We start from the raw sequence: 24,985 nt of genomic DNA, 5'->3' as shown, positions 1-24,985 counted from the left end.
AAGCTACTAATTACGTATTACTAGTGCCCAACTACTTTTTTTAAAGCGCAAATTTACGGTTTATTCTAAGACTGTAAAAGGAAGCGTAATCAAAATACGGGTTGCATCAGTTTTCCAGAATATAATATCCAAATCATGGATAAAATTGCAGAGACATTCATTGCAATTCCGAAGAGTTTCATTTGCGAAAGCGTATATGGTTTTTCTTTAAAAAACACAAAAGTATCCAAAACTAGCCACAAGGAGAAAATCGCTAAAAATCCTGCTAAAATATAGTCTTCAAACCAATAGGAAAGAATAAATGTTTCAACCAATAATAGAAATAACATTACTAGTTTTGTGTTTTTTCTTCCTATAACGGTGGCTGTAGTTTTCTTTCCTGCTTGTAAATCTGGTTCAATATCCATGATTTCTCCTGCAATATGTGCTTGAAAGGCAAACAAAGTTAGGTATACAATAGTTTGCCAAGGTAAATCTTGTAAACCATTAAGTTGCACACTAAAAAAAGCAGTAAAAACATAACCCATTTGAATACAAATTTCAAAAGGCGGACGCTCTTTTATGCGGAAAGGTTTAAAATTATACACTATATTTATTACTATCATAAATAACAATAATAGCAGCATTTTAAACCCGGAAACAATAGTGAAATAGATAACAAAAGGAGATACTATGAGCACTACTTTTTTAATAATGGAAGCTAATTGTTGTTTTGTTGATCTTGCTCCAAACAGGAAGTTTCCTTTTCTCTCGTTGATTTCATCGGAAAGATAATCGTTATAATCATTCAAGCCGTATACCAAATAATTCAAAGGAAAAGTAACAAATAGCAAACCAATCCAAAAATTAGTATCGTACCAAAAATCGGACTCCAAACTAAAAGGAACTAAATAAATCCATATGGTGGGAAACCACAAACCAGGACGAGAAATTTTTAAATCGTGAATCAAATACGTAGGAATTACAGAATTACTTGTACACCAAAGTTAAAGGTATTACAACACTATTAAAAGTTTAAACGTTATAATAATTACAGTATAGAAACTAGTTGCTTAATTATTAAAATTAAGCTTCAATTTATGAGATTCTCGAAATATTGGTAAAGACATTTTTATTGGAAAATAAAAGACTTGCATCTTTTAAAGTTTCTTTTCATTTTCTTTATTATTTTTACATCATTAACAAATCCTTTTTATGAGCGCATCTTTTGAAAAATACCAGAAACGTAAACTAATATCCTCTTACTTTTCGGTTGTATTAAGTATTGCTTTAGTCCTATTTTTATTAGGACTGTTAGGTTTGCTTATTCTTAATGCTAAAAAGGTTTCCGATCATTTTAAAGAGCAAGTAGTGGTAACTATTTATTTAAAAGATAGTGCAAAAGAGGTAGAAACCAAGCAATTGGAGAAGAGTTTGGCTTTGGCAGATTACGTGAAATCTACAGATTACGTAACCAAAGAACAAGCTGCAGCATCTATGAAAGCCGAAAACGGCGAGGATTTCATGGAGTTTTTAGGCTACAATCCTTTACAAAACTCTATTGATGTGCATTTAAAAGCAGATTACGTAACGTCTGAACATTTAGAAGAAATAGCTAAAGAAGCATTAAACAAAAACTTTGTAGACGAAGTACGTTATGATAATGATTTGGTGACTTTAATGAATAACAACGTTAAAAAAATAAGCTTTTGGGTTTTAATACTTAGTGGGATTTTCACCTTAATCGCAGTGCTATTAATTAACAGCTCCATTCGTTTAGCGGTTTATGCAAAACGCTTTACCATAAAAACCATGCAAATGGTAGGTGCTACCAAACGTTTTATTCGTAGACCTTTTGTTTGGAAAAGTGTGCAATTAGGAATTATTGGAGCAATCATAGCCTTATTAGGAATGGCAGTTGTTTTATATTATTTAAACCTAACGTTCCCAGAATTAGATTTAATGCGCAATCCTATTTTAATTGGTGCTTTATTTGCTGGTATTTTTCTTTTAGGAATTATAATCACATGGTTTTCCACTTTTTTTGCCACACAACGTTTCTTGAATTTGAAAACAGATCAGTTGTATTAATTAGGAAAAGGAATAATTTTAGATTCTCTTAACTTAAAAATTTTAAATAAAACCGTTACTTTGCGCAAGTAAAACCGAATACGATTACAGAATTTAAATAAAATGGGAGAACAAAAACGTAAAGAACAGAACACAAGTGAATTTATCTTCGGAAGAAAAAACTATAAATTCATGTTTATTGGTTTAGCTTGTATTGCGCTAGGTTTTATTTTAATGTCTGGCGGAGGAAGCGATGATCCCAACGTTTTTAATCCTGAAATTTTTAGCTGGAGAAGAATTAGATTGGCACCAACTTTAGTGCTTATTGGATTTGGATTTCAAATTTACGCGATTCTCTTAAATCCAAATAAAAGTAAAAAAACAAACGTTTAACCTTCAAATTACAAGTCCAAAATAACATTTGGTAATAGTATTTTAATACTTTTGCCAACATGAATGTTATAGACTCCATTATTTTAGGAATAATACAAGGATTAACAGAGTTTCTTCCTGTATCCTCCAGTGGCCATTTAGAACTTGGTAAAGCCATACTTGGCGACAATTCGGTTCCAGAAGAAAGCCTACTCTTTACCGTCGTTTTACACTTTGCAACTGCTTTAAGCACCATTGTTGTTTTTAGAAAGGACATCCTTAGTTTACTTAAAGGTGTTTTCAAATTCGAGTGGAACGAAGATTTACAATTTGTATCTAAAATTGCTCTTTCTATGCTTCCTGCCGTTGTAGTAGGTTTGTTTTTTGAAGAACAACTTGAAGCTTTATTTGGAGGTAACATTTTACTTGTTGGATGTATGCTACTAGTAACAGCAGCTTTACTATTTTTAGCAGATAAAGCAAAAGACACCAATAAAAAAGTGACTTTTAAAAATGCTTTTATAATCGGTATTTCTCAGGCAATTGCCATGCTACCAGGAATTTCACGCTCTGGTGCAACTATTTCTACTTCTGTTTTATTAGGAAATGATAAAACGAAAGCCGCACGTTTTTCCTTTTTAATGGTTGTTCCTTTAATCTTCGGAAAAATTGCTAAAGATCTTTTAAGTGGGGATTTAATTAATGAAACGCATAACTTAACATCGCTTTCCGCAGGGTTTATTGCCGCTTTTATTGCTGGGTTATTTGCCTGTACTTGGATGATTTCTTTAGTAAAGAAAAGCAAGCTTTCTTATTTTGCCATTTATTGCGCAATTGTTGGTGTTATCGCTATAATTTTTTCACTTTTAAACTAATATGCTAATCGAAGAAGACTACAAAACCGGACAAGTTTTATTAATAGATAAACCTTTAAACTGGACCTCTTTTCAAGTGGTAAATAAACTACGTTGGGAAATTAGACAGACCTTCAACATTAAAAAAATTAAAGTTGGTCATGCAGGAACTTTAGATCCTTTAGCTACTGGATTACTGATTATTTGCACAGGGAAAATGACCAAGCAAATTGATACATTTCAAGGGCAGATTAAAGAATACACAGGAACTATTGTTTTAGGAGGAACAACGCCTTCCTACGACTTAGAATCTGAAATAAACGAAACCTTCCCTACAGATCATATTACAAAGGATTTAGTAGTAGAAACCACGAATCAATTCACAGGTGAGATAGATCAATTTCCTCCAATTTTTTCCGCATTAAAAAAAGATGGAAAACGTTTATATGAATACGCAAGAGCTGGCGAAGAAGTAGAAATACCGTCTAGAAAAATTACTATTGAGACTTTTGAAATTACGCGTTTTGAGAATAACGAAGTAGATTTTAGAGTAGTTTGCAGTAAAGGAACTTACATTCGATCTTTAGCACACGACTTTGGAAAAGCTTTAAATTCGGGAGGACATCTTTCCGTTTTAAGAAGAACAAAAATTGGTGATTATAATGTAGATAATGCAGTTACCATCGAAGCTTTTATTGAAGCATTAGATTCTTAAAAAATCTAATTTTTCATTTTTAACGTATCTTTAAGTGCCACCACGTAATAAAACACGTTATTAACCTACATGCAATTCAATAATAAACATAAAGCGATGTCTATTACGTTTCTTATCTCAGGAACGATAATATTGGGTATGTTTAATTTTCATATTTTAAAACATAATGAAGAAGTTGCTGAAACCTTCTACGAAATAGAGCCTGCAAGGGAAATCACAGAAACCGAATTAGAAGCACAAGAAAAAGCGACTAAAGCGGAAACCAACCAAGCATACAACCAAAATGAAAAAAGTAAAAATCAGGCTTCTGTGCAAAGAAGAATTGCTCCTCCAGAAGATTATGTTAGACCTGATTTAAGTCATTCGGATTATGGAGCTAGTAGTAAAAAAGAGGCCAAAGAAAAACCTTCCACTGTAGAGAAAGAAGAATTAAAATCTTTTAGTAAAGTAAATGACATTCTTAAAAAGCAACTAGATGAAAACAATAACGCCAAAAGTTCCGTTAGTTATTCTTTAGTAAATAGAAAACACAGATACTTACCAACACCTATTTATTTATGCCAGGCAAGCGGTAAAATAGTAGTAAATATTACGGTAAACACTTCTGGAAAAGTTACAAGTACATCTTATAATAATGCTTCCAGTTCTTCCAACAGCTGCCTTATTGAGCATGCTTTAGAGTATGCTGAAAAAGCTAGATTTAATCGTAATACTTCAGATGGCGCTCAAATTGGGACGATTACTTTTTATTTTGAAGGGAAATAAATAACGCCCGTTTTTCACACCTAAAAGTAACACCTACAAGGTTTTAAAAACCTCGCAGGATACTTAAAAATAAACCTTCTCATATACGCTCCGCTCTTTATCTAAAGAGAGGTCGGTTTTCCCCAGAAAATTCCGAGCGTTTGAAAACAAAAAAAGCAAAGCGATTTTTTACTACTCACCTAACAACGCCACCAAATCATCCACTGCATTTTGTCCTTTATCCTTATTATACCAACGTTGTAAATCTTCTTTAAACTCTGGAGTTAACATACCATGCTTCTCTTTATAATCGTTTACCAATTGCGTAGCACCACTTGGTCTTGGTCCAAAAGTATTTATCACTTCACCAGAAGTTTCATCTACCATAATTAATTTAGGTATAGACTTTCCGCCATTGGTTAAAAAGCTATTCATTAATGCTTCGTTTTCATCACGCAATACCACTTTCACATTAATATTAGGATTTAGTTCTGCTACTTTTTGCATTACAGGAACTACATGAGCAGCATCACCACACCAGCTTTCGGTAAGTACTAACCAAGTAATTTTTTTATCTATTTTTTCAATTTGTTCTTTAACAGCTTCGTTCACTTTCAACGTTTTATCCCAACGTTTCATTCGTTTGGCATTAAGCATGGTATATTCTACAAGATTTTCAGATTTATCTGTTCCTGTAGTATCCTTATTTTCCACTAAATCATTAACTAATGTGGTGTATTCTGAATAGCTAATACTTTTTGCTAAACTGTCTTTAATTATATTGTTCATATTCTTTATTTCTAGAAGTAAAAATACATGTATATGTATTTATAAATTATGATTTTTATCATATCTATGTCTATCTTTATAACAAAAACTTACAGTCCGTAAAACACATATGACTAAAATGGTTATTTGTTTTTAAATCTTTTACGTTAAATGTTGGAATGGATTTCTAAAAATATACGATTATGACAAAACATAGATGTGGTTGGTGTGTTGGAGATGATTTATACGAAGCATATCACGATCACGAATGGGGCGTTCCTGTTTATGACGACGAAACTATTTTTGAATTTCTAATTTTAGAAACCTTTCAAGCTGGTTTAAGTTGGATTACTATTTTACGAAAACGGGAAAATTTTCATGATGCTTTTGATCAGTTTGATTATAAAAAAATCGCAAAATACAACGAAGATAAAGTGCAAGAATTACTTTTAAACAAAGGCATTATTAGGAATAAATTAAAAGTAAGAAGCACGATTAGCAACGCAAAACTATTTATGGAAATTCAAAAAGAGTTTGGAAGCTTCTCAAAATATATTTGGGCTTTTGTAGATGGCAAACCAATAAAAAACAAACATAAAAACTACAAAGACGCTCCTGCAAATACCGCAATTAGCGATGCTATTAGTAAAGACTTAAAAAAACGAGGTTTCAAATTTGTTGGTTCTACAGTGATGTATGCATATATGCAAGCAACTGGCATGATAAACGATCATGAAATTGGATGTTTTAGATATGAAGAAGTTTAGCTAATTGGATAAAACCATCATAAGACGGAGTGAAATTCTATTTTCAAGAATTTAGTATCGAGCACATATATTGGAATAACTTTACTTCTCGATACAATTTCTCATACTTCGAAATCACTCGAAGTAACGAAGTACTATAGTATAATTTTAAATTTCACTATTGGAATTTCACTTTTAAAACATTGCTTACCTTACAATCTTTATTTTTTGGTTTTATACGGAATTAACTCTAGCACTTTTTGCATGGCTTCAATTCTAGCCAAACTTTTCCTATTTGCTTTTATGATAATCCATGGAGAGATTTCTGTGTTTGTTTTTTCAAACATCAGGTTTTTATAATCCGTATACGAATCCCAAAGTTCTAATGCTTTTTGATCTACTTTACTAAATTTCCATTTTTTAATTGGACTAGATTTAATATCTGCAAAGCGCTTGGCTTGTTCATTTTTTGAAATCGAAAAATAAAACTTTATAACTCGTGTTCCCGATTCAATAAGCATACGTTCAAAATCGTTAACCTGATTCATAAAAATGTCATATTCTTCTTTGGTACAAAAACCATTCACCGGTTCTACAACTGCTCGATTATACCAACTTCTATCAAAAAACACTATTTTTCCTTTTCTAGGAAGATTGTTTATATACCGTTGAAAGTACCATTCTCCCAGTTCTTCTTCTGTTGGTTTTGGCAAGGCTACGACTTTAAATTCACGAGGATTTAAGTGTTCCGTAATTCTCCGGATGGCGCCACCTTTTCCTGCGGCATCACGTCCTTCAAAAATAATTACTACTTTTTCTCCGTTATTTTCGACGTATTCTTGTAATTTCCGGAGTTCTACTTGTAACTTTTTAAGCCTACTTTCATAATTCAACAATCGAACAGCTTTCATTGCTGTCATATTCTCATCCAGTAAAAAATATTTCAACCCCTTTTTACTATTTAATTTTTTTAAGCTTTTATCCGATATTTTCATCCTCTTTAATCTATTTGTTTAATCATTCTGTGATAGCGTTGTACAACGTTTGGATCTGGAAGTGTGGTGGTTCCAGAATTCCCTTTTCCATCATAATCAAATTTGGATAATACATGACGAATACTCTCTAGGCGTGCTTCCTTTTTATTATTAGTTTTTAAAATTATCCATGGACTAAATGAAGTATGTGTTTTACCAAACATTTCTTCTTTGTAATGTGTGTATTTATTCCAAAGTTTTTGTCCTTCTTTATCCACTTCACTAAATTTCCATTGCTTTAATGGATTTTCTAATCTGGAAGCAAATCTTCTTTCTTGTTCTTCTTTAGAAATAGAAAACCAAAATTTTATAATATCTACACCGTCTTCATAAAGCATATGTTCAAACTCGGTAACCTGAACCATAAACTTGTTATATTCTTCTTCAGAGCAAAACCCCATAACGGGTTCTACAACGGCACGATTATACCAACTTCTATCAAAAAAAACGAGTTCACCAGGATTTGGCAATTCCTTAATATATCTTCTAAAATACCATTGACCACGCTCTACATCTGTAGGTTTGGTAAGTGCTGAAACTCGCATAGAACGAGGATTGAGATGTTCTGTAAATCTTCTTATTGTACCACCTTTTCCGGCAGCATCTCTACCTTCAAAAATAACACAAACGCGCTTATTATATTTTGCAACCCATTGTTGTAAATCTACTAATTCGGCTTGTAGTTGTAATAATTGGTTTTCGTAATCAACAGAATACATGAGATTTCTATATTCTTCTTCGGATAATGATTTCCGAAGTAATTCTTTAAAATCTGTTGGGTTATTACTTTGTTGAAAATCTTCTTGTGTTAGCATAATATTTTATTAATCACTAATTTCAGAAAAATCTATTACAAACAACATGATTTTTATCACTTTAAGAAAAATAAAAAATCTTCTCTAGAGATATCTTCAGCTCCTAAACTTTGCAAGTGGTTTGTGTATACTTGGCAATCTATGAGTTTATAATTGGTGTTTTGTATAAAGCTTATAAAAGCAACTTTACTGGCATTACTTACTTTTGCAAACATGCTTTCTCCACAAAAAATACCATTGTTTAAATCTAAACCATAAAGCCCTCCAACGAGTTCCTCATTTTGCCAAACCTCCACCGATTTCGCATAGCCTAATTCGTGTAATTTTAAGTACGCTTGCACCATAGAATCTGTAATCCATGTTCCCGATTGTCCTTCGCGTTTTGCTATAGAACACGCTTTAATAACACTCAAAAAATCTTGATTAATAGTAACTGTAAAATCTGATTTTCTTAGTACTTGTTTCATGCTTTTTGAAACTTTAAGCTTTTCTGGAAACAAAACAAATCGAGGATCTGGAGACCACCACAAAACAGGATCTCCTTCATTAAACCAAGGAAAAATGCCACTTTTGTATGCTAGCAAAAGTCTTTCTACACTTAAATCGCCTCCAATGGCAAGCAAACCTTCTTCGTCTGCTTCTTGAACATTTGGAAATTCTATTTTACTAGTTAAATATTGCATGGTTTTGTAAAAATAAAAAACCTCGACAACAATTAAGTTCTCGAGGCATATTTTTTAAGATTTCCGTCAAAACGGGAACCTAAAAAGACTTTTAGAAAGGTAAATCGTCGTGATCTTCTTCATTTACATTTGCTGCCGGCTCAAAAGCTTCTGCTGGTGGCACTGGAGGCATTTCGCCTGAAGCACTTTCTCCTTGTGCAGCTTCAATTCTCCAACCTTGAATAGAGTTGAAATACTTAGTTTCTCCTTGAGGATTAACCCATTCTCTACCTCTTAAGTTGATGTTTACTTTTACAGCTTGTCCTGCTTTGTAGTTGTTTAAAAGATCTGTTTTATCTTGCACAAACTCTACTAGTATATGTTGTGGATATTGCTCGTCTGTTGTTACTACTAATTCTCTCTTTCTAAACCCATTACTTCCAAAAGTTTGAGTTTCTCCAATCATTTTTACTTTTCCTTGTACTTCCATCTTCTATATAATTATTAAATATTCGTCTAATTTGATATCGCAAAGTTACGATAATAACATTTTCCAAGCGCTTTCTACATCATTAAAACTTAAAAAATCTTTTGCCTTTTTATGTTTTATTTCCGTGGGTAAAGAACTTAAATTATGTTCATTTTTAAAAGCCTGAATGCTTTTTTCTTCCGGTAAGTTTTCAACATTACCTAACATGCCTAAATCATTTCCTGTTAAAATCGTACTATTTTTAATTTCTTCAGGTACATTATCTAGACCAATTCCCAAAGAGGAAAGTGGTTTCGGTATTTCGAAAAAACCAGTTTTTGCACGACTGTAATAACTTCCTCCTGCTCTTGCTACCAAATCTAATAATTCTTGATTAATAGATTGGTCTTCATTTAAAACAGCTTCTGAAACATGAAGTTTTACCACTTCGCAAATCACTAAATTTCCAGCGCCTCCTTCGGTTCCTAACTTTACAATTTCGGTTACTTTACACTCCATTTGTATTGGAGATTCTGCAACACGAAAAGGTTTTACGATGTCTGATGTTAACATCGTTAATCCAGCTTTTTCAAACTCATTTACACCTTTTGCGTATTCGGTACTACTTAAAGACATTTGGTGCACCAAATCATAATTCACCACATTAATAACGACTTCTTTTATAGCCTCTACATTTTCAAGCGTATGCTTTGTGGTATTATCTCGGACTCTTCGAGCTGGCGAAAATATTAATATTGGTGGATTTGCACTAAACACATTAAAAAAACTAAAAGGAGATAAATTTGGATTGCCATCAGCATCTATAGTACTTGCGAAAGCAATAGGCCTTGGCGCAACTGCACTGAGTAAATACCCATGCAATTTTCCTGTAGTAAGTTCTTTTGGTTCGAATGATAACATGTTCACAATAATTTCTACAAAACTAAGGCTTTTGATGCGCAACAAAAAACCTATTTACTAACAACTACACAATAATATTAACAGAATTGCATTATATTTAAAATTTCAATCCGGAAACAAGTTCCGATAGCCGTTAAAAATATTTTCAAACTAAATTATGGGTTTTTCAAAAAACAGAAATCTAATTCGATGGGTTATTGTAATAGCATCCTTTGCTATTATTTCTCTTATTTTAATGAATACGTATCTTTTCTTTCAGAAATTTAAAACAGAAGAGCGGATTAAAATGGAAAATTGGACTTTTGCTCAAAACGAATTATTTAAAGTAATTGATGAGAATGCTATTGATGAAAACATTGATGTAAATACCGATTTAATTTTTAAAATTTTATCGAGCAATAATACCACGCCAATTATTGTTATAAATAAAGATTCTTCCATTTATTCTTTTAGTAATATAGGAAAAGGTACCAAAGCAGATTCGGCTTATGTAAAAAAGAATTTAAGCAAACTAATACATGCATTTAGCGAAGAGAATACACCTATAAATATTAAAGAAGTGAACCAAACACTTTATTATGCGAACTCTCCTTTACTAAACAAACTAAAGTATTATCCTTTAGCGTTATTGTTAATAATTATTTTATTTGGCGCCGTAGTTTACTTTTTTTACAGAAGTAATAAAACAGCCATCGAAAATAAATTATGGTCCGGAATGGCAAAAGAAACCGCACATCAAATTGGCACGCCTTTATCTTCTCTAATTGGTTGGGCAGAAATTTTAAAAATAGAAAATGTCAATCCGGAGTACATTCAAGAAATTGAAAAAGACATTAGCAGATTACAAACCATTACAGAACGTTTTAGTAAAATAGGCTCTTTGCCAAAATTAGAGAAAACAGATATTGTAGAAGAAACGCTAGCGACAACAGATTATCTCAAAACCAGACTATCTAAACTAATTGATTTCGAGATAATAGTGCCAGAAAATAAAATTTTCGTAAATTTAAACAAGCAGCTATATAGTTGGACTATTGAAAACCTTGTGAAAAATGGTATTGATGCCATGAAAGGAAAAGGGAAACTTAAAATTGAAATCTTACAATTAGAAAATAATATCAGTATTCAGATTACAGATTCTGGAAAAGGTTTAGCTAAAAACCAATTCAAAGCTGTTTTTGAACCCGGTTATACTACAAAAAAGAGAGGTTGGGGCTTAGGACTATCCTTAGCAAAACGTATTATTGAAGAGTTTCATGATGGTAAAATTAAAGTTTTACGTTCTGAAATTGGCAAAGGTACTACCATGCAAATTGCATTAAAAAGCATTTAAATATGGATAAAAAACTAATTACAATAAAGGAAGTAGCCTTAAACAATAATTGTCCAGAATGCTATAACACCAATGGCTTACAATTAACCTTTAAGCAAAAATTTATAGAAACATCACTCTATAAATCTATTACCAACGAAACCACGGAAGCCATACATTGTAAAACCTGTAATACAGATATTTTTCCTGTAATGTGGACCGAAGATATAGAGCGTGTTTTTGCGTACCAACAAAAAGCATTCACACCCAAAACAGCGTCTACCAAACTAAAAAAGAAAGCTTGGTTACTTATTTCGCTATTTGTAGTATTCGTTTTTTCTGGAATTTTACTAGCAGTATTTTTATAAATACGATTGAATAGCCTTTGCTATATCTTGAAACTCTTCTGTAGTTAGTTTTGTTTTCTGCTGGAAGGTTGCATCTTTCATAGTATGCAACGGAATTAAATGCACATGCACATGTGGTACTTCTAAACCAATTACAGAAACACCAACGCGTTTACAATCCACAGCTTGTTCTAAAGCAATGGCCACTTTACGCGAAAATTGCATTAAAGCAGTATATGTTTCTTCATCAAGATCAAAGATTTTATCTACTTCCTTTTTAGGTATACAAAGTGTATGTCCTTTAGCATTCGGGTTCACATCTAAAAATGCTAAAAAATCATCCGTCTCCGCAACCTTATAACAAGGTATTTCACCTTGAACAATTTTTGTAAATATAGAAGCCATAAAAAAAGGTTTATATGTAAATATAAAAATTCCTATTTAAAACCGAATTGTTTTCTGTTAAAAATAGGAATCTAAAAAATTTGCTTGAAAGATTTCCACCTTTGTGGAAATAAAAAAGAAATTATTTATCTAGAAATTTCTATAATATCAAACTTCATAATACCACTTGGCACTTGTATTTCGGCAACATCGCCAACCACTTTACCTAATAAACCTTTACCAATAGGCGAGTTTACTGATATTTTTCCGGCAGCCAAATCTGCTTCACCATCTGCAACCAAAGTATATAACATTTCCATGCCATTGGTTTGGTTTTTTATTTTCACTTTAGAAAGCACTAAAATTTTAGAATTATCCATTTGCGACTCATCAATAACACGTGCTCCAGCAAGTTGATCTTCTAATTTAGAGATACGCATTTCCAGCATACCTTGCGCTTCTTTTGCAGCGTCGTATTCTGCATTTTCACTTAGATCTCCTTTATCTCTTGCTTCTGCAATTGCTCTAGAAGCCTTAACGCGCTCCACATCTTTAAGCTGCTTAAGCTCTGCTCTTAATCTTTTTAATCCTTCTGCTGTATAATAAGATACTTTACTCATAACTTCGTCGTTTAATATAAAAGATGCTGAAATCTTCTTAAGCAATATCTGCGTAAGTGTTCCGCATAAAAAAATCTCGCATACACGAGATTGTACTACAAAAGTACAAAATTTTTAATTACATATGGAAAATTGTACTTAAAAGAACTTTAGCTCAAACAAGTATTTTAAAATTTTAAATGCCTTGAGGAAAGATACAAAATATTTAATTCAAAGTACATTTTTTGTACCTTGCTAAACAAAAAAACACCTAATGAAAAAGTTACTTTTAACTGCTATAACAGGCTTTATGCTAATTGCTTGTAGCAAAAACGATAACGACAACACTAACGAATATTTACCAGATCAAAATTTTGATACTGGAACCACAATAAACACAAGTTTTCCGCAGTACAATAGTTTAAAATTTCCAGGTAATCATGCAGTAGTCTATGGTTTTGGGTTAAGTGGTATTGTAGTTTACTATTCCGGAAGCTCTTATACTGCTTTTGAATTAAGCGATCCAAACCATTACTACCAATCTTGCTCTGTTTTAACAGTAGAAGGCGTATTAGCAACTTGTGGTTGTGATGACGAGAATGTGTATGACATTTTAACAGGACAACCAAACGGAAGTACAACAGGGCAATACGGTTTAAAACCTTATTTTGTAGAAGTAAGCGGTAATATTATTAGGGTCTATAACAATTAGTGCAAATTTTAAAGAACCCCAACAATTGCATAATCCTTTTTTAAGCAAAAAGTACTAAATTATTCCTTTAGTACTTTTCTACTTAACCAGATTTAACTTGTATTCTTTCTTATCCATTTAAACAACCTTTAAAGGCGAGTATTTATCTTGTAAGAGATACTTATTTTTAAATAGATACAAAAGAATAGATATTGGTAAAATAATTATGGTGAGTATTTTTAGCAATGATCTTTTTAATAAATCTACTACTTCAAGATTATCACTATCCGTATTATCTATAGATAAATTAAAAATCATTTTCCCAAACGTTATCCCTTTATTAAAAACATCAAACAATAGGATATAAATATAAAACGTTAAAATCATAAAACTAAAACGCAGCTTTATTTTGGTTTCAAATAAAGTTAATTCCGTTATTTCAAAGGATAGCGAAAGCATATCATCAAGTATATGATAAATAAAACTGACAATAATAAAATCAATCAAAAAAGCCAAAAATCTCTTTAAATAAATATTCTTCATAGTTATTATTATTTAGGTGAAACCATATACTCTAAATCTAGAATTTCTCCAGTTTTCACATCTATATGGTATAGCCCATCTTTAACTTTTATGCGATAGTTTTCATGCAATACCTCTGAAGAATTCTTAATTTGTATCTGCTTTGGCAATTCTTTTAAACCATTGACTTATCAAACCTAATAATAAAAAAGCAATAAAACTAACATTATATAGAAAATACTCTATATTATTTTATGTCTTAGACTAGTTAATTTTTCAATTAACTAAAACATTAATAAATTGAAAACTAACTATTTAGATGAAACAGTATTTTTTGTGGTAAAAAACTTTCTGTCTTTTCGTTTCCAAAAAAAAGAAGGAGGTTTTTTATTTTTGGATGGATTACAATTTTACCGATGCTATTCAAACCAAAATAAATCCTTCCGTCTTTCTGTTTTTAGCAATGGAAATCCATCTTCCCCTAAAAAAAAGGAAACAGTTTTTTCTTACCTAAAATTAAATTATAAAAAAATATAATTTTATATAGAAAATATTCTATATTATTTGTATCTTAGCCTTGGGAATTTTAAAATTAATTAAAGTGTTAATTAATTGGAAAGCCATTCTTTCATTAGAATGGCTTTTTTTTGTCTAACAGAAGTACTTATGATTTTCCGTTTTTAGGAATAAGTATACCGCTTCAAAAATGGAAATCGTTTTTCTTCCTCAAAATAAATTCAAAAACAAGATAAACGAAACCGCTTAACTAAAAAAACGCTCCAGTATAAATACTGGAACGTTTTGTTTTAGATTCGGAAACAAGTTCTGAATACTAATGATATTCTTAGATTTTAAAACCTCAGTGTAGCACCAACTAAAAAATTTCTGGTTGCTTGCGGATAATAACCTGCTCCTTCCATCGTAGTCGTTGCATCTGGTGCAGACCAAGTATCATCATATGTGTAGTAATACCCGTTGGATATATACTTTTCATTAAAGATATTATTTACTAAAGCAGAAAAAGTAATAGATTTTACAAATGCATTGGTATCTAATTTATAAGACACATTAATATCATTTACAAAATAGCTATCTAATTTAGATGCTTCACTATCTGTGTTTCCCATAAACTGTTCACCAACATACTTGGTTAACAAAGAAAGATTAAGATTATTCATTGGATTGAATACCAATGCGTTAGATAGCACAACTTCTGGCGATAAGGAAATATTTGTTTTTCCTAAATCTGCTAAACTACCATCTCTAGAAACAACCGTGCTTTTATTTTTATTAGAACTTACTGTAATAGATGGTTGTATCGTTAACCATTCTAGCGGTTTTACAGCAGCTTCAATCTCTAAACCTAATCGGTAACTATCGCCACTATTGGCACGTATTGGATTACCAACATTATCTCTATTTCCTGTTAAAACCAACTGCTCATTATATAACATATAATACAAGTTGGTATTAATACTAAACACTTCCGATTGGTGTCTAAAGCCTAATTCGAAATCATTTAACTGTTCTGGCTTCACGGTTTCATTGTTTTCAAAATCGTCTCTATTTGGTTCTCTATTTGCTCTGGCATACGAAAAATAGATGTTGTTATTTGTATTCAACTCATAGGTAATTCCGGCTTTCGGATTAAAAAAACTATAGTTTTCATCCACTCTTAAAGCAACTCTATCCGAAGTTAATCCTGTCGTTCTATAATCTACTAATCGGACTTGTAAATCACCAAAAAGCGAGATTTTATCATTCAACTTAACCGTTGCTTTGGTAAAGAAACTTGCGTCCGTTTTCTTTCCGTTTCCATCATAATAGGTATCGTTTATTTCGCTAGAACTTGCATTTCTTGCCCAAATAATTTCTCCGAAATGATCCCCAGAATACGTACTATACGATCCTCCAAAAATCATATCTAATTTATTTTTCTTAAAATTCGCATTCGCATTAACAACATAGAAATCATTGTCTAACCAACGTCTACGAATTAAATCTGTAGTATTAATGGTTTCGCTACCAACCATAATTTCCTCTAAATCATAATCTTCAAAATCTTGATCTTCCTTATATTGCTCAAAATAACCTTTACCATGCGTATAATTCAAACTTAAATTTGTAGACCAGTTATTATTAATACGTTCTGTGTAATGTAATTGATAATGATCTTGTTGGTAATTATCTTCTTCATTTTCATGAAAACGCGGGTTACCAGCTTCATCGGTGTACATTCCTGCAGTATTAAAAGTTCTATCGTCTTTTAAAAGGTCTAAATCTTCTAAACCATTCCAAGATTGGTAGGTGACCTCTTTTCCACTAAAAGTGATTGCTTTTATTAAACGATTATCATCTACATAAGCACCTTGTAGGAAATACGATTTTAAATCGGACGAAGCTCTATCAATATAACCATCGGATTTTATTTGTGATAAACGTCCAGCAATTTCAAAGTGGTTATTTAGTTTTCCTGTACTAAATTTCACATTGTGTTTTCTGGTATTATAGCTTCCGAAGGAATTAGAAATTTCTCCATTTGCAACTTCTGAAACCGCATCTGTTAACACATTAATACTAGCTCCAAAAGCACCAGAACCATTACTAGATGTACCAACACCACGTTGTAACTGCAGACTTTCTACAGAAGAAGCAAAATCACCAAGATTTACCCAAAAAGTCCCTAACGATTCCGAATCGTTATATGGAATACCATTAAGAGTAATATTGGTAGATTGTGCATTAATACCACGAACACGAATGTAGGTATAACCAATTCCTGCTCCCGCATCTGTGGTAGTAACTACCGATGGTAAAAAGTTTAATAGAACAGGAATATCGAGTCCTAGATTACGTTTTGCAAGCTCTTCTTTACTTACGTTGGTGTGTGTAATTGGTGATGTTGCGTTCACGCGAACGGCTTTAATTAAGACTTCGTCTAGTTGTTCTAGTTTTGTAGAGTCTTGAGGTTTTTCTTGTGCGTTTGCACTGACGGTTAACACTAAAAGTGTTAAAAAAAGAAATAGGTTTTTCATTACGATTATGTTTATAATCGAATAAAAAGAGGTAATTATTCTTTTGTTGTTATTAATTGATTTTTTTTGTGAGATGCTTCGACAAGCTCAGCATGACACAGTAACACAAATGTGTTACGACTTTCCTAAACAGCATTACCTGTTCTAGGTTCAATGGGTATGATCTCAGCCGTTACAAGTTAAAAATCGAAATGATTACTAACTATAAAAAGCACCCCTTTTTTGAGAACGCTGCAAATGTAATTAAGAATCAATAATTAACAAGCAATAATCCATAATTTTTTAATCGATATTTGGTTTTTTTCGATTGGTTTTCTTTTCCGAATTAGAACGTTTTGATTTTAAGCGTCTTATTTTTACCGCTCTTGGTATTCTTGTTGGTTTGCGTTTTTTGGGAACAACTAAACCTTCTCGTAGTATTTGAAGAAACCGTTGTATTGCTATTTTTTTATTTTTATGTTGACTTCTACTTTCACCACATTGAATAATGAGCACATTCTGTTTCGTTAGTCTCTTATTTAATTTACGTTCTAAACGCTCTTTTTCCTCGTCATTAAAAACTTGAGAATCTTCCAGATTAAAAGTTAGTTCTATTTTGGAAGACACTTTATTTACATGTTGTCCTCCAGCACCAGAACTTCGTATGGCTTTATAATTTAACTCGCTAATTAACTGCTTTTCACTAAACATTACGCATTAATTTGATGTGCTGCTTTTAATAAATCTGTAACTGTTTTTACAGGATTAAAAGTTATTAGTGGAACTTCCACAAAAATGGTATTCCAATGTGCCATAGAACCATTCCAAAGCCCCGGAAGCTCTAGAGCTTTTAAGTCTTTTCCGGTTTTCGTTTTCATAGTAATAAATGCTGTTTTTCGATCTACATATTTGTCCAAATCAAACTTTTCGCCTTTATAATTTTTAATACCACAAACAAGATCTACAGGATTAAAATGAGTTGCATTTTTTAATATTTTCTTTTGGGTTTTATTCTTTTTATCAATTTGTGCAGATTCTACAATTTGCAAGGAAACATTTCCACTTTCATCTTTCACCCAAAATGGTCCTCCTCCAGGTTCTCCCTCATTTTTCACCATGCCACAAACACGAATAGGACGATTTAATTTTTCCTTTAAATATTCAATTTGATACGTTTTAGAATATTTTTCAAACTCTATATTAATTACAACATGTAGTTCATTTTTTAAGAATTCTGCAATGGTAATTAATTCCGATTCCGAAAGGTTATTTTCTTCCAGTTTTTCTAAATAAACAAATGCTTGTTCCTGCAATTTCATTAATAAACCGCCAAGCATTTTTTTGGATTCGGCCACTTCGCTTTCATATTTAGAAACTACAATATTATCAATGTTTTTAATAAAAATAATATCTGCATCTAACTTGTTTAAATTATTTAAAAGTGCGCCATGCCCAGAAGGCCTAAACAACAAATCTTCCTTATCTTCTCTAAAAGGTTCGTTTTTTGGCGTTACAGCAATAGTATCTGTAGATTGACATTGGTAGGAAAATGAAATATTAAATTTAGTTTTCGTTTTTGCCTCTACAATCTTCTCTATTCGCTTAAACTCTTCATCAAAAATATGTTTATGTATTTCTGAAATAGTGAAATGTAAATCTGCTTCATTATTAGAGGATGCGTAAAGCGCTGCTTCAAACAAATGCTCTTCAAAAGCTGTGGAAACATGATCTTTGTATTGGTGAAAAGGAAGTAATCCTTTTGGATAAAAACCATAATTAAGTTTGTCTGTCTCTAAGATCGTTTTAATAAACTCCAGCTTTTTTTTATCCTGCGAAAGGGTATTAAAATTAGGAATACGTTCTTTTACCTTAGTTAGAACTTCACTATAAAAAGGGAGTTTTTCTACACCTACAAGAAACAAAGACAACTCGGAGGCTTTATTTCTATTAATATATGAATTTACACTTTCTTCCTTCCCATCATACTCTTGTATAAATTGGAACAAGAATTTAAACATTCTAGTTGCCGCTCCAGAAGCAGGAACAAATTTAAGTATGCTTTTATGGTTTCTTTTATTTTCAAAAAATTGAATTGCTTCCTTCTTCTCTGTTTCAGAAAACTTTAAAATACCATTACCAATATTTGCTGCATCTTTTAAATTTACAAACGGAACACCTGTTTTAAAAAGTTGTATTTGCGTATTAACTTTTTCTACAGTTAGGTTTTTAGATTCTATTTGTTGGATATCTTTTTCTGTAAATTTCACTTCTTTTTATTTAGTAATTTATCAATATGCTTTACAGCAATTTCTAAACGTGTTTTCTTATCGCCTTTCAATAAAACATAAGGCCTGTCATACTTTATTAAAGTTTCTTGAAAAGCTTGAAACATACTTAAACGTTCTTCCGGCTTATCCCTTAAATCATCTGCTTCCCAAGGCGTATCAATATACGTTAAAAAGTATATATCATACGTGTTTTCTAAAGCATATTTTTCAAGCATAGGATCACAAATCCCTGAATAATACGTTTCTGAGTACACTTTGGTTTCCAGTAAATCGGTGTCGCAAATTAAAACAGAATCCGTTTTTTTAGCTAATGCGTTTTCTAGTTTCATTTGTCCGATAGCAATTGGCAACAAGTCTTTTGCTTCACAAGTCTTACGCTCGTTATTCCATTTATCTTGCAGGTATTCCCTAGCGTATTCTGGTGCCCAAACCGAATGATAATGTCTAGCTAATTGCCTTGACAAAGTTGTTTTTCCTGTAGATTCAGGTCCAAATAAAACGACTTTTATGCAGCTACTTGGTTCTTGCTTAAGCTTTTTTTCCATGCTATATATCCTAATATTGCTATAAATGTAAATCCTAAATATTGAAAACTTGTAAAGGTAAATCCTTTATAAAAATACAAAGGAATAGAAATAAGATCGCCAATAATCCAGTAGATCCAGTTTTCTATTTTACGTTTTGCCATTAGCCACATACCAACAAAAAAGATGGCTGTAGTAATAGTGTCCACATAAGCGACCCAACCATTCCATTTATCAAATGCTTTATAAATAATAAAAACAAAAACTAGCGTTGCTAAAAATATAGCTACACTTATTTTTTGTTCTTTTTTGGTAGTTCTAGAAATTGGCGTCATATGGCTAGCATCTACTTTACGTGTCCAAATGTACCAACCAAACACGCTCATTATAAAGTAATAGGCGTTAATCATCATGTCACCTAAAAGCTGCCATTTAAATAATAAATACACAAAAATACAAGTACTTATCATTCCTGTTGGAAATACCAAAATGTTGTTTTTTCTCGAAAACCATACCGATAGAAATCCAAAGATAACAGCAACAATTTCTAATACAATATCTAATGTTTCATAATCATAATACTGACCGAAAAAGAAATCAAAAATGTGGTTCATAATCACTTCTATTTGTTTTAACCACTTTCATAGTCAATACAGAAATATCGACATCTTGAAAAGAACGTTTTATTTCCTGCGTTAAAAAAGGCATCAATGCATCATAATCGCCAAATATTTGGGTGCTCAACGGATTCTCTAAAACCTTAAATGGGGAATCACGTAAGGCTTTTATAAAATTAATTACATGTTTTTCATAATCATCCTGCAAAGGAGAAAGCGTAAGATCTACAGATATTTCCATATTTATTTATTTTTTTAATTCATTAAAGAATGTTTCATCTTCTTCAAAAGCAGTACCAATAACCACTAAATCTGCTCCAGCGAGGTATGCTGTATCTAATTGCTCTTTGCTTCGTATTCCGCCACCAACAATTAAAGGAATTTTTAAATCTTTTTTTACCGCACTAATTATAGATGCAGGAATCGCTTTTTCTGCGCCGCTTCCTGCTTCTAAATAGATAAGCTGCATGCCAAGAAATTCTCCAGCTTTTGCAGTATCTACAATAGCTTGTACATTATTAATTGGCATTGGCTGCGTTTGTGTTACTCGCTGTACAGCTGTTTCTTTTCCGTTTTCTATTAGCAAATAACCGGTAGGAATCACTTCTAAATGGCTATCTCTTAATTTAGATACCGAGGCTACGTGTTTTCCAATTAAATATTCCGAATTTCTACCAGACAACAAAGATAGATATAATATAGCAGTGGCATGATTGGTAATTTGCGATACATCTCCTGGAAACAATACAATAGGTAAATGCGTGTGTTTCTTTAATTCTAGAACTAGGTTTTCTGTTACAAATGCTTCCACAGTACTTCCACCAACAAAAATATGCGTTGCAATAGAGTTGTTTAGCCTTTGCATAAAACGACCTAAGTCCTCCGGTTTTGTTTTATCCGGATCGATTAAAACGGCTAAACCCCTTTCCTCTTTAGCAATAGAAACTAATATGTCTTGATATATCTTCATCTAAGCTGGTAATGCATAAGCACAAGTAAAACCTTCAAACTCAAAAAATGTAGTTTGGTATCTATGTTTTTTCCCTTCGTAATCAATCCAAGCAATAGTACTTCCTTCTTCCACGGTAAACGGAATAACCAACGTATGCTGTAAAAAACTCAATCCCGGAGTAGCAAATAATTTGTAAAGCGATTCCTTAATACACCAAATAACGGTTAGTTTATTTATATAAGTGGAAGCCTCTTTATCTAAATACAGATTTTCATAATCTAAAAACTTATGTGCAATGACACCAATTTTATCGCGTTGCTTTTCCACATCAATACCAACAACAGTATCACTAACTACCACTGCCGAAAACGTAAACGAATGCGTAATAGAAATATGCTTACCATCCTTTAAATGTGGTTTTCCATTCGGATCATAAATTAAATCGGCATCGGTATAACCAAAAGCAGCAAGTAAATGGCGCACACTTAAAAAACCACGTCTATGCAATTCACTTTTCATCCCTAAAACCCGTTGCATGCTTTCTGGATTCAACGTAATAGGCGCTAGTAAATCTTCATAAGACTCTGTAATCTTCCAGATTTTAACAGTAGTTTGTGAGTTTGGTGTAAGAGTTTTATAAATAGGCATTTAATATTCTAAAAGTTATTGATTATCTTTGCATCGTCTAAAGCGAATTTGGCAAATTTTCATATAGCGAATTTAGTTATTTAAGCCATAAAGCCAAAGGCAAGTGCAATTTTAAAACAAGATAAAAAATAATATGAGTACAAAAACTGTTGCTTACGTACCTAACAAGGTAAAAGATATGTCGCTTGCGGCTTGGGGAAGAAAAGAAATGGATTTAGCCGAAGCAGAAATGCCTGGACTAATGAGTTTACGTGAAGAGTATAAAAACACGCAACCATTAAAAGGAGCACGTATTGCAGGATGTTTACACATGACTATTCAAACTGCTGTTTTAATTGAAACTTTACAAGCTCTTGGAGCAGATGTTACTTGGAGTTCTTGTAACATTTTCTCTACACAAGATCAAGCTGCTGCTGCTGTTGCTGCTGCTGGAACTGCTGTGTATGCATGGAAAGATATGACAGAAGAAGAATTTGATTGGTGTATTGAACAAACCTTATTTTTTGGTGAAGACAGAAAACCGTTAAACATGATTTTAGATGATGGTGGTGATTTAACCAACATGGTTTTAGATAAATACCCAGAATTAGCGGATGGAATCAACGGTTTATCTGAAGAGACTACAACTGGAGTTCACAGATTATATGAGCGAGTAAAAAACGGAACATTACCAATGCCAGCTATTAATGTTAACGATTCTGTTACTAAATCTAAATTTGATAACAAATACGGTTGTAAAGAATCTGCAGTAGATGCAATTCGTCGTGCAACAGATATTATGTTAGCAGGAAAACGTGTAACCGTTTGTGGTTATGGTGATGTTGGTAAAGGTACTGCTGCTTCTTTTAAAGGTGCAGGAAGTATTGTAACCGTAACTGAAATCGATCCAATTTGTGCATTACAAGCTGCAATGGACGGTTTTGAAGTAAAGAAATTAGAAACGGTTGTTGGTAATTCAGATATTATTATCACAACTACTGGAAATAAAGATATAGTACGTGCTGAGCATTTTGAAGCAATGAAAGACAAAGTTATTGTTGCAAACATTGGTCACTTTGATAACGAAATCCAAGTAGGATGGTTAAACGAAAAGCATGGGCATACAAAAGATACTATCAAGCCTCAAGTAGACAAATATAACATTGACGGAAAAGATATCATCTTACTTGCCGAAGGACGTTTAGTAAACTTAGGTTGTGCAACTGGGCATCCTAGTTTTGTAATGTCTAACTCTTTTACAAACCAAACTTTAGCGCAAATTGAACTTTGGACGAACAAAGAAGCATACGGAAACGATGTATATATGTTACCAAAAGCTTTGGACGAAAAAGTAGCAAAATTACACTTAGCAAAAATTGGTGTTGAGCTTACAGAACTTAAACCTTACCAAGCAGAATATATTGGCGTAACGGTTGAAGGCCCTTACAAACCTGAGCATTACAGATACTAAAAAAATGTCATTGCGAGGCGCTTTTTAGCGACGTGGCAATCTCATTCTTTGAAATTAAATTCTAAAATCCCAAGCATTCGTGTTTGGGATTTTTTTTTGCTGTCACTTCGAGTGTCCCGATTTTTATCGGGATGTATCGAGAAGTTGGGCAATTAGCTTTTGGTCGAAAAAACCAAAACCAACCAGGCTTTACACTATATCTTTTTCTCGTGCCTCAAAAAAGGATGCCATTACAATCCTTATTGCGGGCTAATCATTTATGGTCTTTGCGAGGAGGAACGACACGGCAATCTGTTTGCAACATTCTAAATCTTAAAAATGCGCTTCGCTTAATTTACCACAAACCATCCGAGTTTTATTATATAAAACCCACCTTCCTTTACCTAAAGGAAGGAGCACTTCTCGATACACTTATACTTAAAACAGGAGCATTCTTGATTTCTAAGAACATTATAGCGAAATATAAAAGTCAGTTTTTAATGGCTCTCCTCTTTCTTTTAAAGAGGAGAATGAATTAAAATTTCCGCTTTAGAAATTTTAAGAAAGAGGAGTTAAAAAAATGTACTTCGTTTGTTTTAATTCAAACCTTCCTTTACCTAAAGGAAAGAGCTCACTAAGAATAAACATCTTGCTAAAAACAGCATACATCCAATACCTAATTTCACATTTTAGTTATTAAATAAGTATCTTCCCATTTATAAATAACAACTTCATGCCTTTAGAAAAAATTAATCTTGCCATTAACACCTTAGAATCGCATCTAGAAAATCACACTATTTCTAACCCAAAAGTTTCTAAAAGTGATATCGCTTGGCATATAGATCACAGCCTAAAAGTAATTAATAGCGTTGTTATCTCGCTTCAAAAATCAGACCCGAATACTTTTGAAAACAACTTTAGCTTTCTAGGAAAAGTATTCTTTGCACTTGGTTTTTTCCCTAGAGGAAAAGCAAAAGCGCCAAAATATGTAAAACCACCAGAAGTCATTTTAAAAGAAGATCTTATTACCCAATTACAACTAGCAAAAACGAATGTTAGTATAATAGGTGACTTAGACAAAAACGCTTATTTTAAGCATCCGCTATTCGGACATATAAACAAAAAAAGAGTTTCTAAATTTTTGGTATTGCATACCACGCATCATTTGAAGATTATAGAGGATATTATGAAGAAGTAATCGTTTTATAAAATGCGCTTCGCTTATTTTACTACAAACCATCTGAGTTTTATTTTACAATAAAACCCACCTTCCTTTAACTAAAGGAAGGAGCACTTCTTGATACACTTATATTCAAAACGAGAGCATTATTGATTTCTAAGCATATTATAGCTAAATATAAAAGCTGATTTTTACCTGCTCTCCTCTTTTTTTTAAAGAGGAGAATGAATTAAAATTTCCTTCTAAGAAATTTTAAGAAAGAGGAGTTAAAAAAAGATATGCTTCACTAATTTTAGTACAAACCTTCCGAGTTTTATCTCTCAATAAAA

30 protein-coding genes are annotated in these 24,985 nt (G+C 32.2%); 12 read left to right on the top strand and 18 right to left on the bottom strand.

The window, feature by feature from the left end; genetic code table 11:
• Positions 1–89: 89 nt before the first annotated feature.
• The gene (locus ACVCZW_RS09955) at positions 90–950 is read right to left on the bottom strand and encodes a UbiA family prenyltransferase (RefSeq protein ID WP_452229231.1); all 861 of its coding nucleotides are present in this window, start codon (positions 948–950) and stop codon (positions 90–92) included.
• A gap of 244 nt (positions 951–1,194) precedes the next feature.
• Between ACVCZW_RS09955 and ACVCZW_RS09950 the strand changes: the two genes are divergently transcribed.
• From ACVCZW_RS09950 to ACVCZW_RS09930, 5 genes are all read left to right on the top strand, one after another.
• Positions 1,195–2,070 carry a cell division protein FtsX gene (locus ACVCZW_RS09950; RefSeq protein ID WP_452229230.1) on the top strand — a complete coding sequence of 292 codons (876 nt, stop codon included), beginning with the start codon at positions 1,195–1,197 and terminating at the stop codon, positions 2,068–2,070.
• A gap of 102 nt (positions 2,071–2,172) precedes the next feature.
• On the top strand, positions 2,173–2,442 hold the full coding sequence (locus tag ACVCZW_RS09945) for a DUF3098 domain-containing protein (protein ID WP_452229229.1): 270 nt from the start codon (positions 2,173–2,175) through the stop codon (positions 2,440–2,442).
• A gap of 59 nt (positions 2,443–2,501) precedes the next feature.
• On the top strand, positions 2,502–3,296 hold the full coding sequence (locus ACVCZW_RS09940; RefSeq protein WP_452229228.1) for an undecaprenyl-diphosphate phosphatase: 795 nt from the start codon (positions 2,502–2,504) through the stop codon (positions 3,294–3,296).
• 1 nt (position 3,297) lies between these two features.
• Positions 3,298–3,990, top strand: coding sequence for a tRNA pseudouridine(55) synthase TruB (gene truB / locus ACVCZW_RS09935; protein ID WP_452229227.1), 693 nt, complete (start codon positions 3,298–3,300; stop codon positions 3,988–3,990).
• A gap of 69 nt (positions 3,991–4,059) precedes the next feature.
• Complete coding sequence (locus tag ACVCZW_RS09930) at positions 4,060–4,755, top strand: TonB family protein (protein WP_452232323.1); 696 nt, start codon at positions 4,060–4,062, stop codon at positions 4,753–4,755.
• Positions 4,756–4,926: 171 nt separating this feature from the next.
• Here the strand turns inward: ACVCZW_RS09930 and ACVCZW_RS09925 are convergent, their stop codons facing one another.
• The gene (locus tag ACVCZW_RS09925) at positions 4,927–5,523 is read right to left on the bottom strand and encodes a thioredoxin family protein (RefSeq protein ID WP_452229225.1); all 597 of its coding nucleotides are present in this window, start codon (positions 5,521–5,523) and stop codon (positions 4,927–4,929) included.
• A 182-nt stretch (positions 5,524–5,705) separates the two neighbouring features.
• On the opposite strand from ACVCZW_RS09925, the gene ACVCZW_RS09920 reads away from it, so the two are divergent.
• A complete protein-coding gene (locus ACVCZW_RS09920) occupies positions 5,706–6,269 on the top strand; it encodes a DNA-3-methyladenine glycosylase I (RefSeq protein WP_452229224.1) in 564 nt (187 codons plus the stop codon).
• Positions 6,270–6,469: 200 nt separating this feature from the next.
• Here the strand turns inward: ACVCZW_RS09920 and ppk2 (ACVCZW_RS09915) are convergent, their stop codons facing one another.
• The 5 genes from ppk2 (ACVCZW_RS09915) to ACVCZW_RS09895 all read right to left on the bottom strand — a co-directional run bounded on the left by ppk2 (ACVCZW_RS09915) (position 6,470) and on the right by ACVCZW_RS09895 (position 10,149).
• Entirely contained in the window at positions 6,470–7,243 is a 774-nt protein-coding gene (gene ppk2, locus ACVCZW_RS09915; RefSeq protein ID WP_452229223.1) for a polyphosphate kinase 2, read from the bottom strand.
• 5 nt (positions 7,244–7,248) lie between these two features.
• Positions 7,249–8,097 carry a polyphosphate kinase 2 gene (gene ppk2 / locus ACVCZW_RS09910; protein WP_452232322.1) on the bottom strand — a complete coding sequence of 283 codons (849 nt, stop codon included), beginning with the start codon at positions 8,095–8,097 and terminating at the stop codon, positions 7,249–7,251.
• Positions 8,098–8,153: 56 nt separating this feature from the next.
• Entirely contained in the window at positions 8,154–8,780 is a 627-nt protein-coding gene (aat, locus tag ACVCZW_RS09905) for a leucyl/phenylalanyl-tRNA--protein transferase (RefSeq protein WP_452229221.1), read from the bottom strand.
• A 91-nt stretch (positions 8,781–8,871) separates the two neighbouring features.
• Positions 8,872–9,249 (bottom strand): DUF3127 domain-containing protein, encoded by a 378-nt coding sequence (locus tag ACVCZW_RS09900; RefSeq protein ID WP_452229220.1) that lies wholly within the window; start codon positions 9,247–9,249, stop codon positions 8,872–8,874.
• Positions 9,250–9,294: 45 nt separating this feature from the next.
• Entirely contained in the window at positions 9,295–10,149 is an 855-nt protein-coding gene (locus tag ACVCZW_RS09895) for a flavin reductase family protein (protein ID WP_452229219.1), read from the bottom strand.
• 157 nt (positions 10,150–10,306) lie between these two features.
• Between ACVCZW_RS09895 and ACVCZW_RS09890 the strand changes: the two genes are divergently transcribed.
• A complete protein-coding gene (locus tag ACVCZW_RS09890; protein ID WP_452229218.1) occupies positions 10,307–11,482 on the top strand; it encodes a sensor histidine kinase in 1,176 nt (391 codons plus the stop codon).
• Between the two features lie 2 nt (positions 11,483–11,484).
• The gene (locus ACVCZW_RS09885) at positions 11,485–11,829 is read left to right on the top strand and encodes a hypothetical protein (protein WP_452232321.1); all 345 of its coding nucleotides are present in this window, start codon (positions 11,485–11,487) and stop codon (positions 11,827–11,829) included.
• Here ACVCZW_RS09885 and ACVCZW_RS09880 read toward each other — a convergent pair.
• Both ACVCZW_RS09880 and greA read right to left on the bottom strand, forming a co-directional pair.
• The gene (locus tag ACVCZW_RS09880; RefSeq protein ID WP_452229216.1) at positions 11,824–12,213 is read right to left on the bottom strand and encodes an HIT family protein; all 390 of its coding nucleotides are present in this window, start codon (positions 12,211–12,213) and stop codon (positions 11,824–11,826) included. The genes ACVCZW_RS09885 and ACVCZW_RS09880 overlap by 6 nt on opposite strands.
• 125 nt (positions 12,214–12,338) lie before the next feature.
• Positions 12,339–12,812, bottom strand: coding sequence for a transcription elongation factor GreA (gene greA / locus ACVCZW_RS09875; protein ID WP_452229215.1), 474 nt, complete (start codon positions 12,810–12,812; stop codon positions 12,339–12,341).
• A 253-nt stretch (positions 12,813–13,065) separates the two neighbouring features.
• On the opposite strand from greA, the gene ACVCZW_RS09870 reads away from it, so the two are divergent.
• On the top strand, positions 13,066–13,503 hold the full coding sequence (locus ACVCZW_RS09870; RefSeq protein WP_452229214.1) for a hypothetical protein: 438 nt from the start codon (positions 13,066–13,068) through the stop codon (positions 13,501–13,503).
• A 117-nt stretch (positions 13,504–13,620) separates the two neighbouring features.
• Here ACVCZW_RS09870 and ACVCZW_RS09865 read toward each other — a convergent pair whose 3' ends face one another.
• Positions 13,621–14,025 carry an RDD family protein gene (locus tag ACVCZW_RS09865; RefSeq protein ID WP_452232320.1) on the bottom strand — a complete coding sequence of 135 codons (405 nt, stop codon included), beginning with the start codon at positions 14,023–14,025 and terminating at the stop codon, positions 13,621–13,623.
• A gap of 279 nt (positions 14,026–14,304) precedes the next feature.
• Between ACVCZW_RS09865 and ACVCZW_RS09860 the strand changes: the two genes are divergently transcribed.
• Positions 14,305–14,541: a hypothetical protein gene (locus tag ACVCZW_RS09860; protein ID WP_452232319.1), complete on the top strand. Its 237-nt coding sequence runs from the start codon at positions 14,305–14,307 to the stop codon at positions 14,539–14,541.
• A 314-nt stretch (positions 14,542–14,855) separates the two neighbouring features.
• On the opposite strand, the gene ACVCZW_RS09855 is transcribed toward ACVCZW_RS09860, so the two are convergent.
• From ACVCZW_RS09855 to ACVCZW_RS09820, 8 genes are all read right to left on the bottom strand, one after another.
• Positions 14,856–17,039, bottom strand: coding sequence for a TonB-dependent receptor (locus ACVCZW_RS09855; RefSeq protein ID WP_452232318.1), 2,184 nt, complete (start codon positions 17,037–17,039; stop codon positions 14,856–14,858).
• A 282-nt stretch (positions 17,040–17,321) separates the two neighbouring features.
• The gene (arfB, locus tag ACVCZW_RS09850) at positions 17,322–17,729 is read right to left on the bottom strand and encodes an alternative ribosome rescue aminoacyl-tRNA hydrolase ArfB (RefSeq protein ID WP_452229211.1); all 408 of its coding nucleotides are present in this window, start codon (positions 17,727–17,729) and stop codon (positions 17,322–17,324) included.
• Positions 17,729–19,285 (bottom strand): DUF4301 family protein, encoded by a 1,557-nt coding sequence (locus ACVCZW_RS09845; protein WP_452229210.1) that lies wholly within the window; start codon positions 19,283–19,285, stop codon positions 17,729–17,731. The genes arfB and ACVCZW_RS09845 overlap by 1 nt, the downstream gene beginning before the upstream one ends.
• Positions 19,282–19,851 carry an AAA family ATPase gene (locus ACVCZW_RS09840; protein ID WP_452229209.1) on the bottom strand — a complete coding sequence of 190 codons (570 nt, stop codon included), beginning with the start codon at positions 19,849–19,851 and terminating at the stop codon, positions 19,282–19,284. Before ACVCZW_RS09840 ends, ACVCZW_RS09845 begins: the two co-directional genes overlap by 4 nt.
• The gene (gene pnuC, locus ACVCZW_RS09835; RefSeq protein ID WP_452229208.1) at positions 19,812–20,444 is read right to left on the bottom strand and encodes a nicotinamide riboside transporter PnuC; all 633 of its coding nucleotides are present in this window, start codon (positions 20,442–20,444) and stop codon (positions 19,812–19,814) included. Before pnuC ends, ACVCZW_RS09840 begins: the two co-directional genes overlap by 40 nt.
• Positions 20,428–20,688: a hypothetical protein gene (locus ACVCZW_RS09830; protein ID WP_452229207.1), complete on the bottom strand. Its 261-nt coding sequence runs from the start codon at positions 20,686–20,688 to the stop codon at positions 20,428–20,430. Before ACVCZW_RS09830 ends, pnuC begins: the two co-directional genes overlap by 17 nt.
• Positions 20,689–20,694: 6 nt before the next feature.
• Positions 20,695–21,417: a geranylgeranylglyceryl/heptaprenylglyceryl phosphate synthase gene (locus ACVCZW_RS09825; protein WP_452229206.1), complete on the bottom strand. Its 723-nt coding sequence runs from the start codon at positions 21,415–21,417 to the stop codon at positions 20,695–20,697.
• Complete coding sequence (locus ACVCZW_RS09820) at positions 21,418–22,047, bottom strand: 4'-phosphopantetheinyl transferase family protein (RefSeq protein ID WP_452229205.1); 630 nt, start codon at positions 22,045–22,047, stop codon at positions 21,418–21,420.
• 133 nt (positions 22,048–22,180) lie between these two features.
• On the opposite strand from ACVCZW_RS09820, the gene ahcY reads away from it, so the two are divergent.
• Positions 22,181–23,497: an adenosylhomocysteinase gene (gene ahcY, locus ACVCZW_RS09815; protein ID WP_452229204.1), complete on the top strand. Its 1,317-nt coding sequence runs from the start codon at positions 22,181–22,183 to the stop codon at positions 23,495–23,497.
• 712 nt (positions 23,498–24,209) lie between these two features.
• Entirely contained in the window at positions 24,210–24,674 is a 465-nt protein-coding gene (locus ACVCZW_RS09810; RefSeq protein WP_452232317.1) for a DUF1569 domain-containing protein, read from the top strand.
• Positions 24,675–24,985: the final 311 nt, after the last annotated feature.

The sequence above is a fragment of the Lacinutrix sp. MEBiC02595 genome (assembly GCF_053601555.1).
The sequence above is the reverse complement of the archived record's forward strand: the minus strand, read 5'-3'. Positions and strand labels throughout refer to the sequence as shown.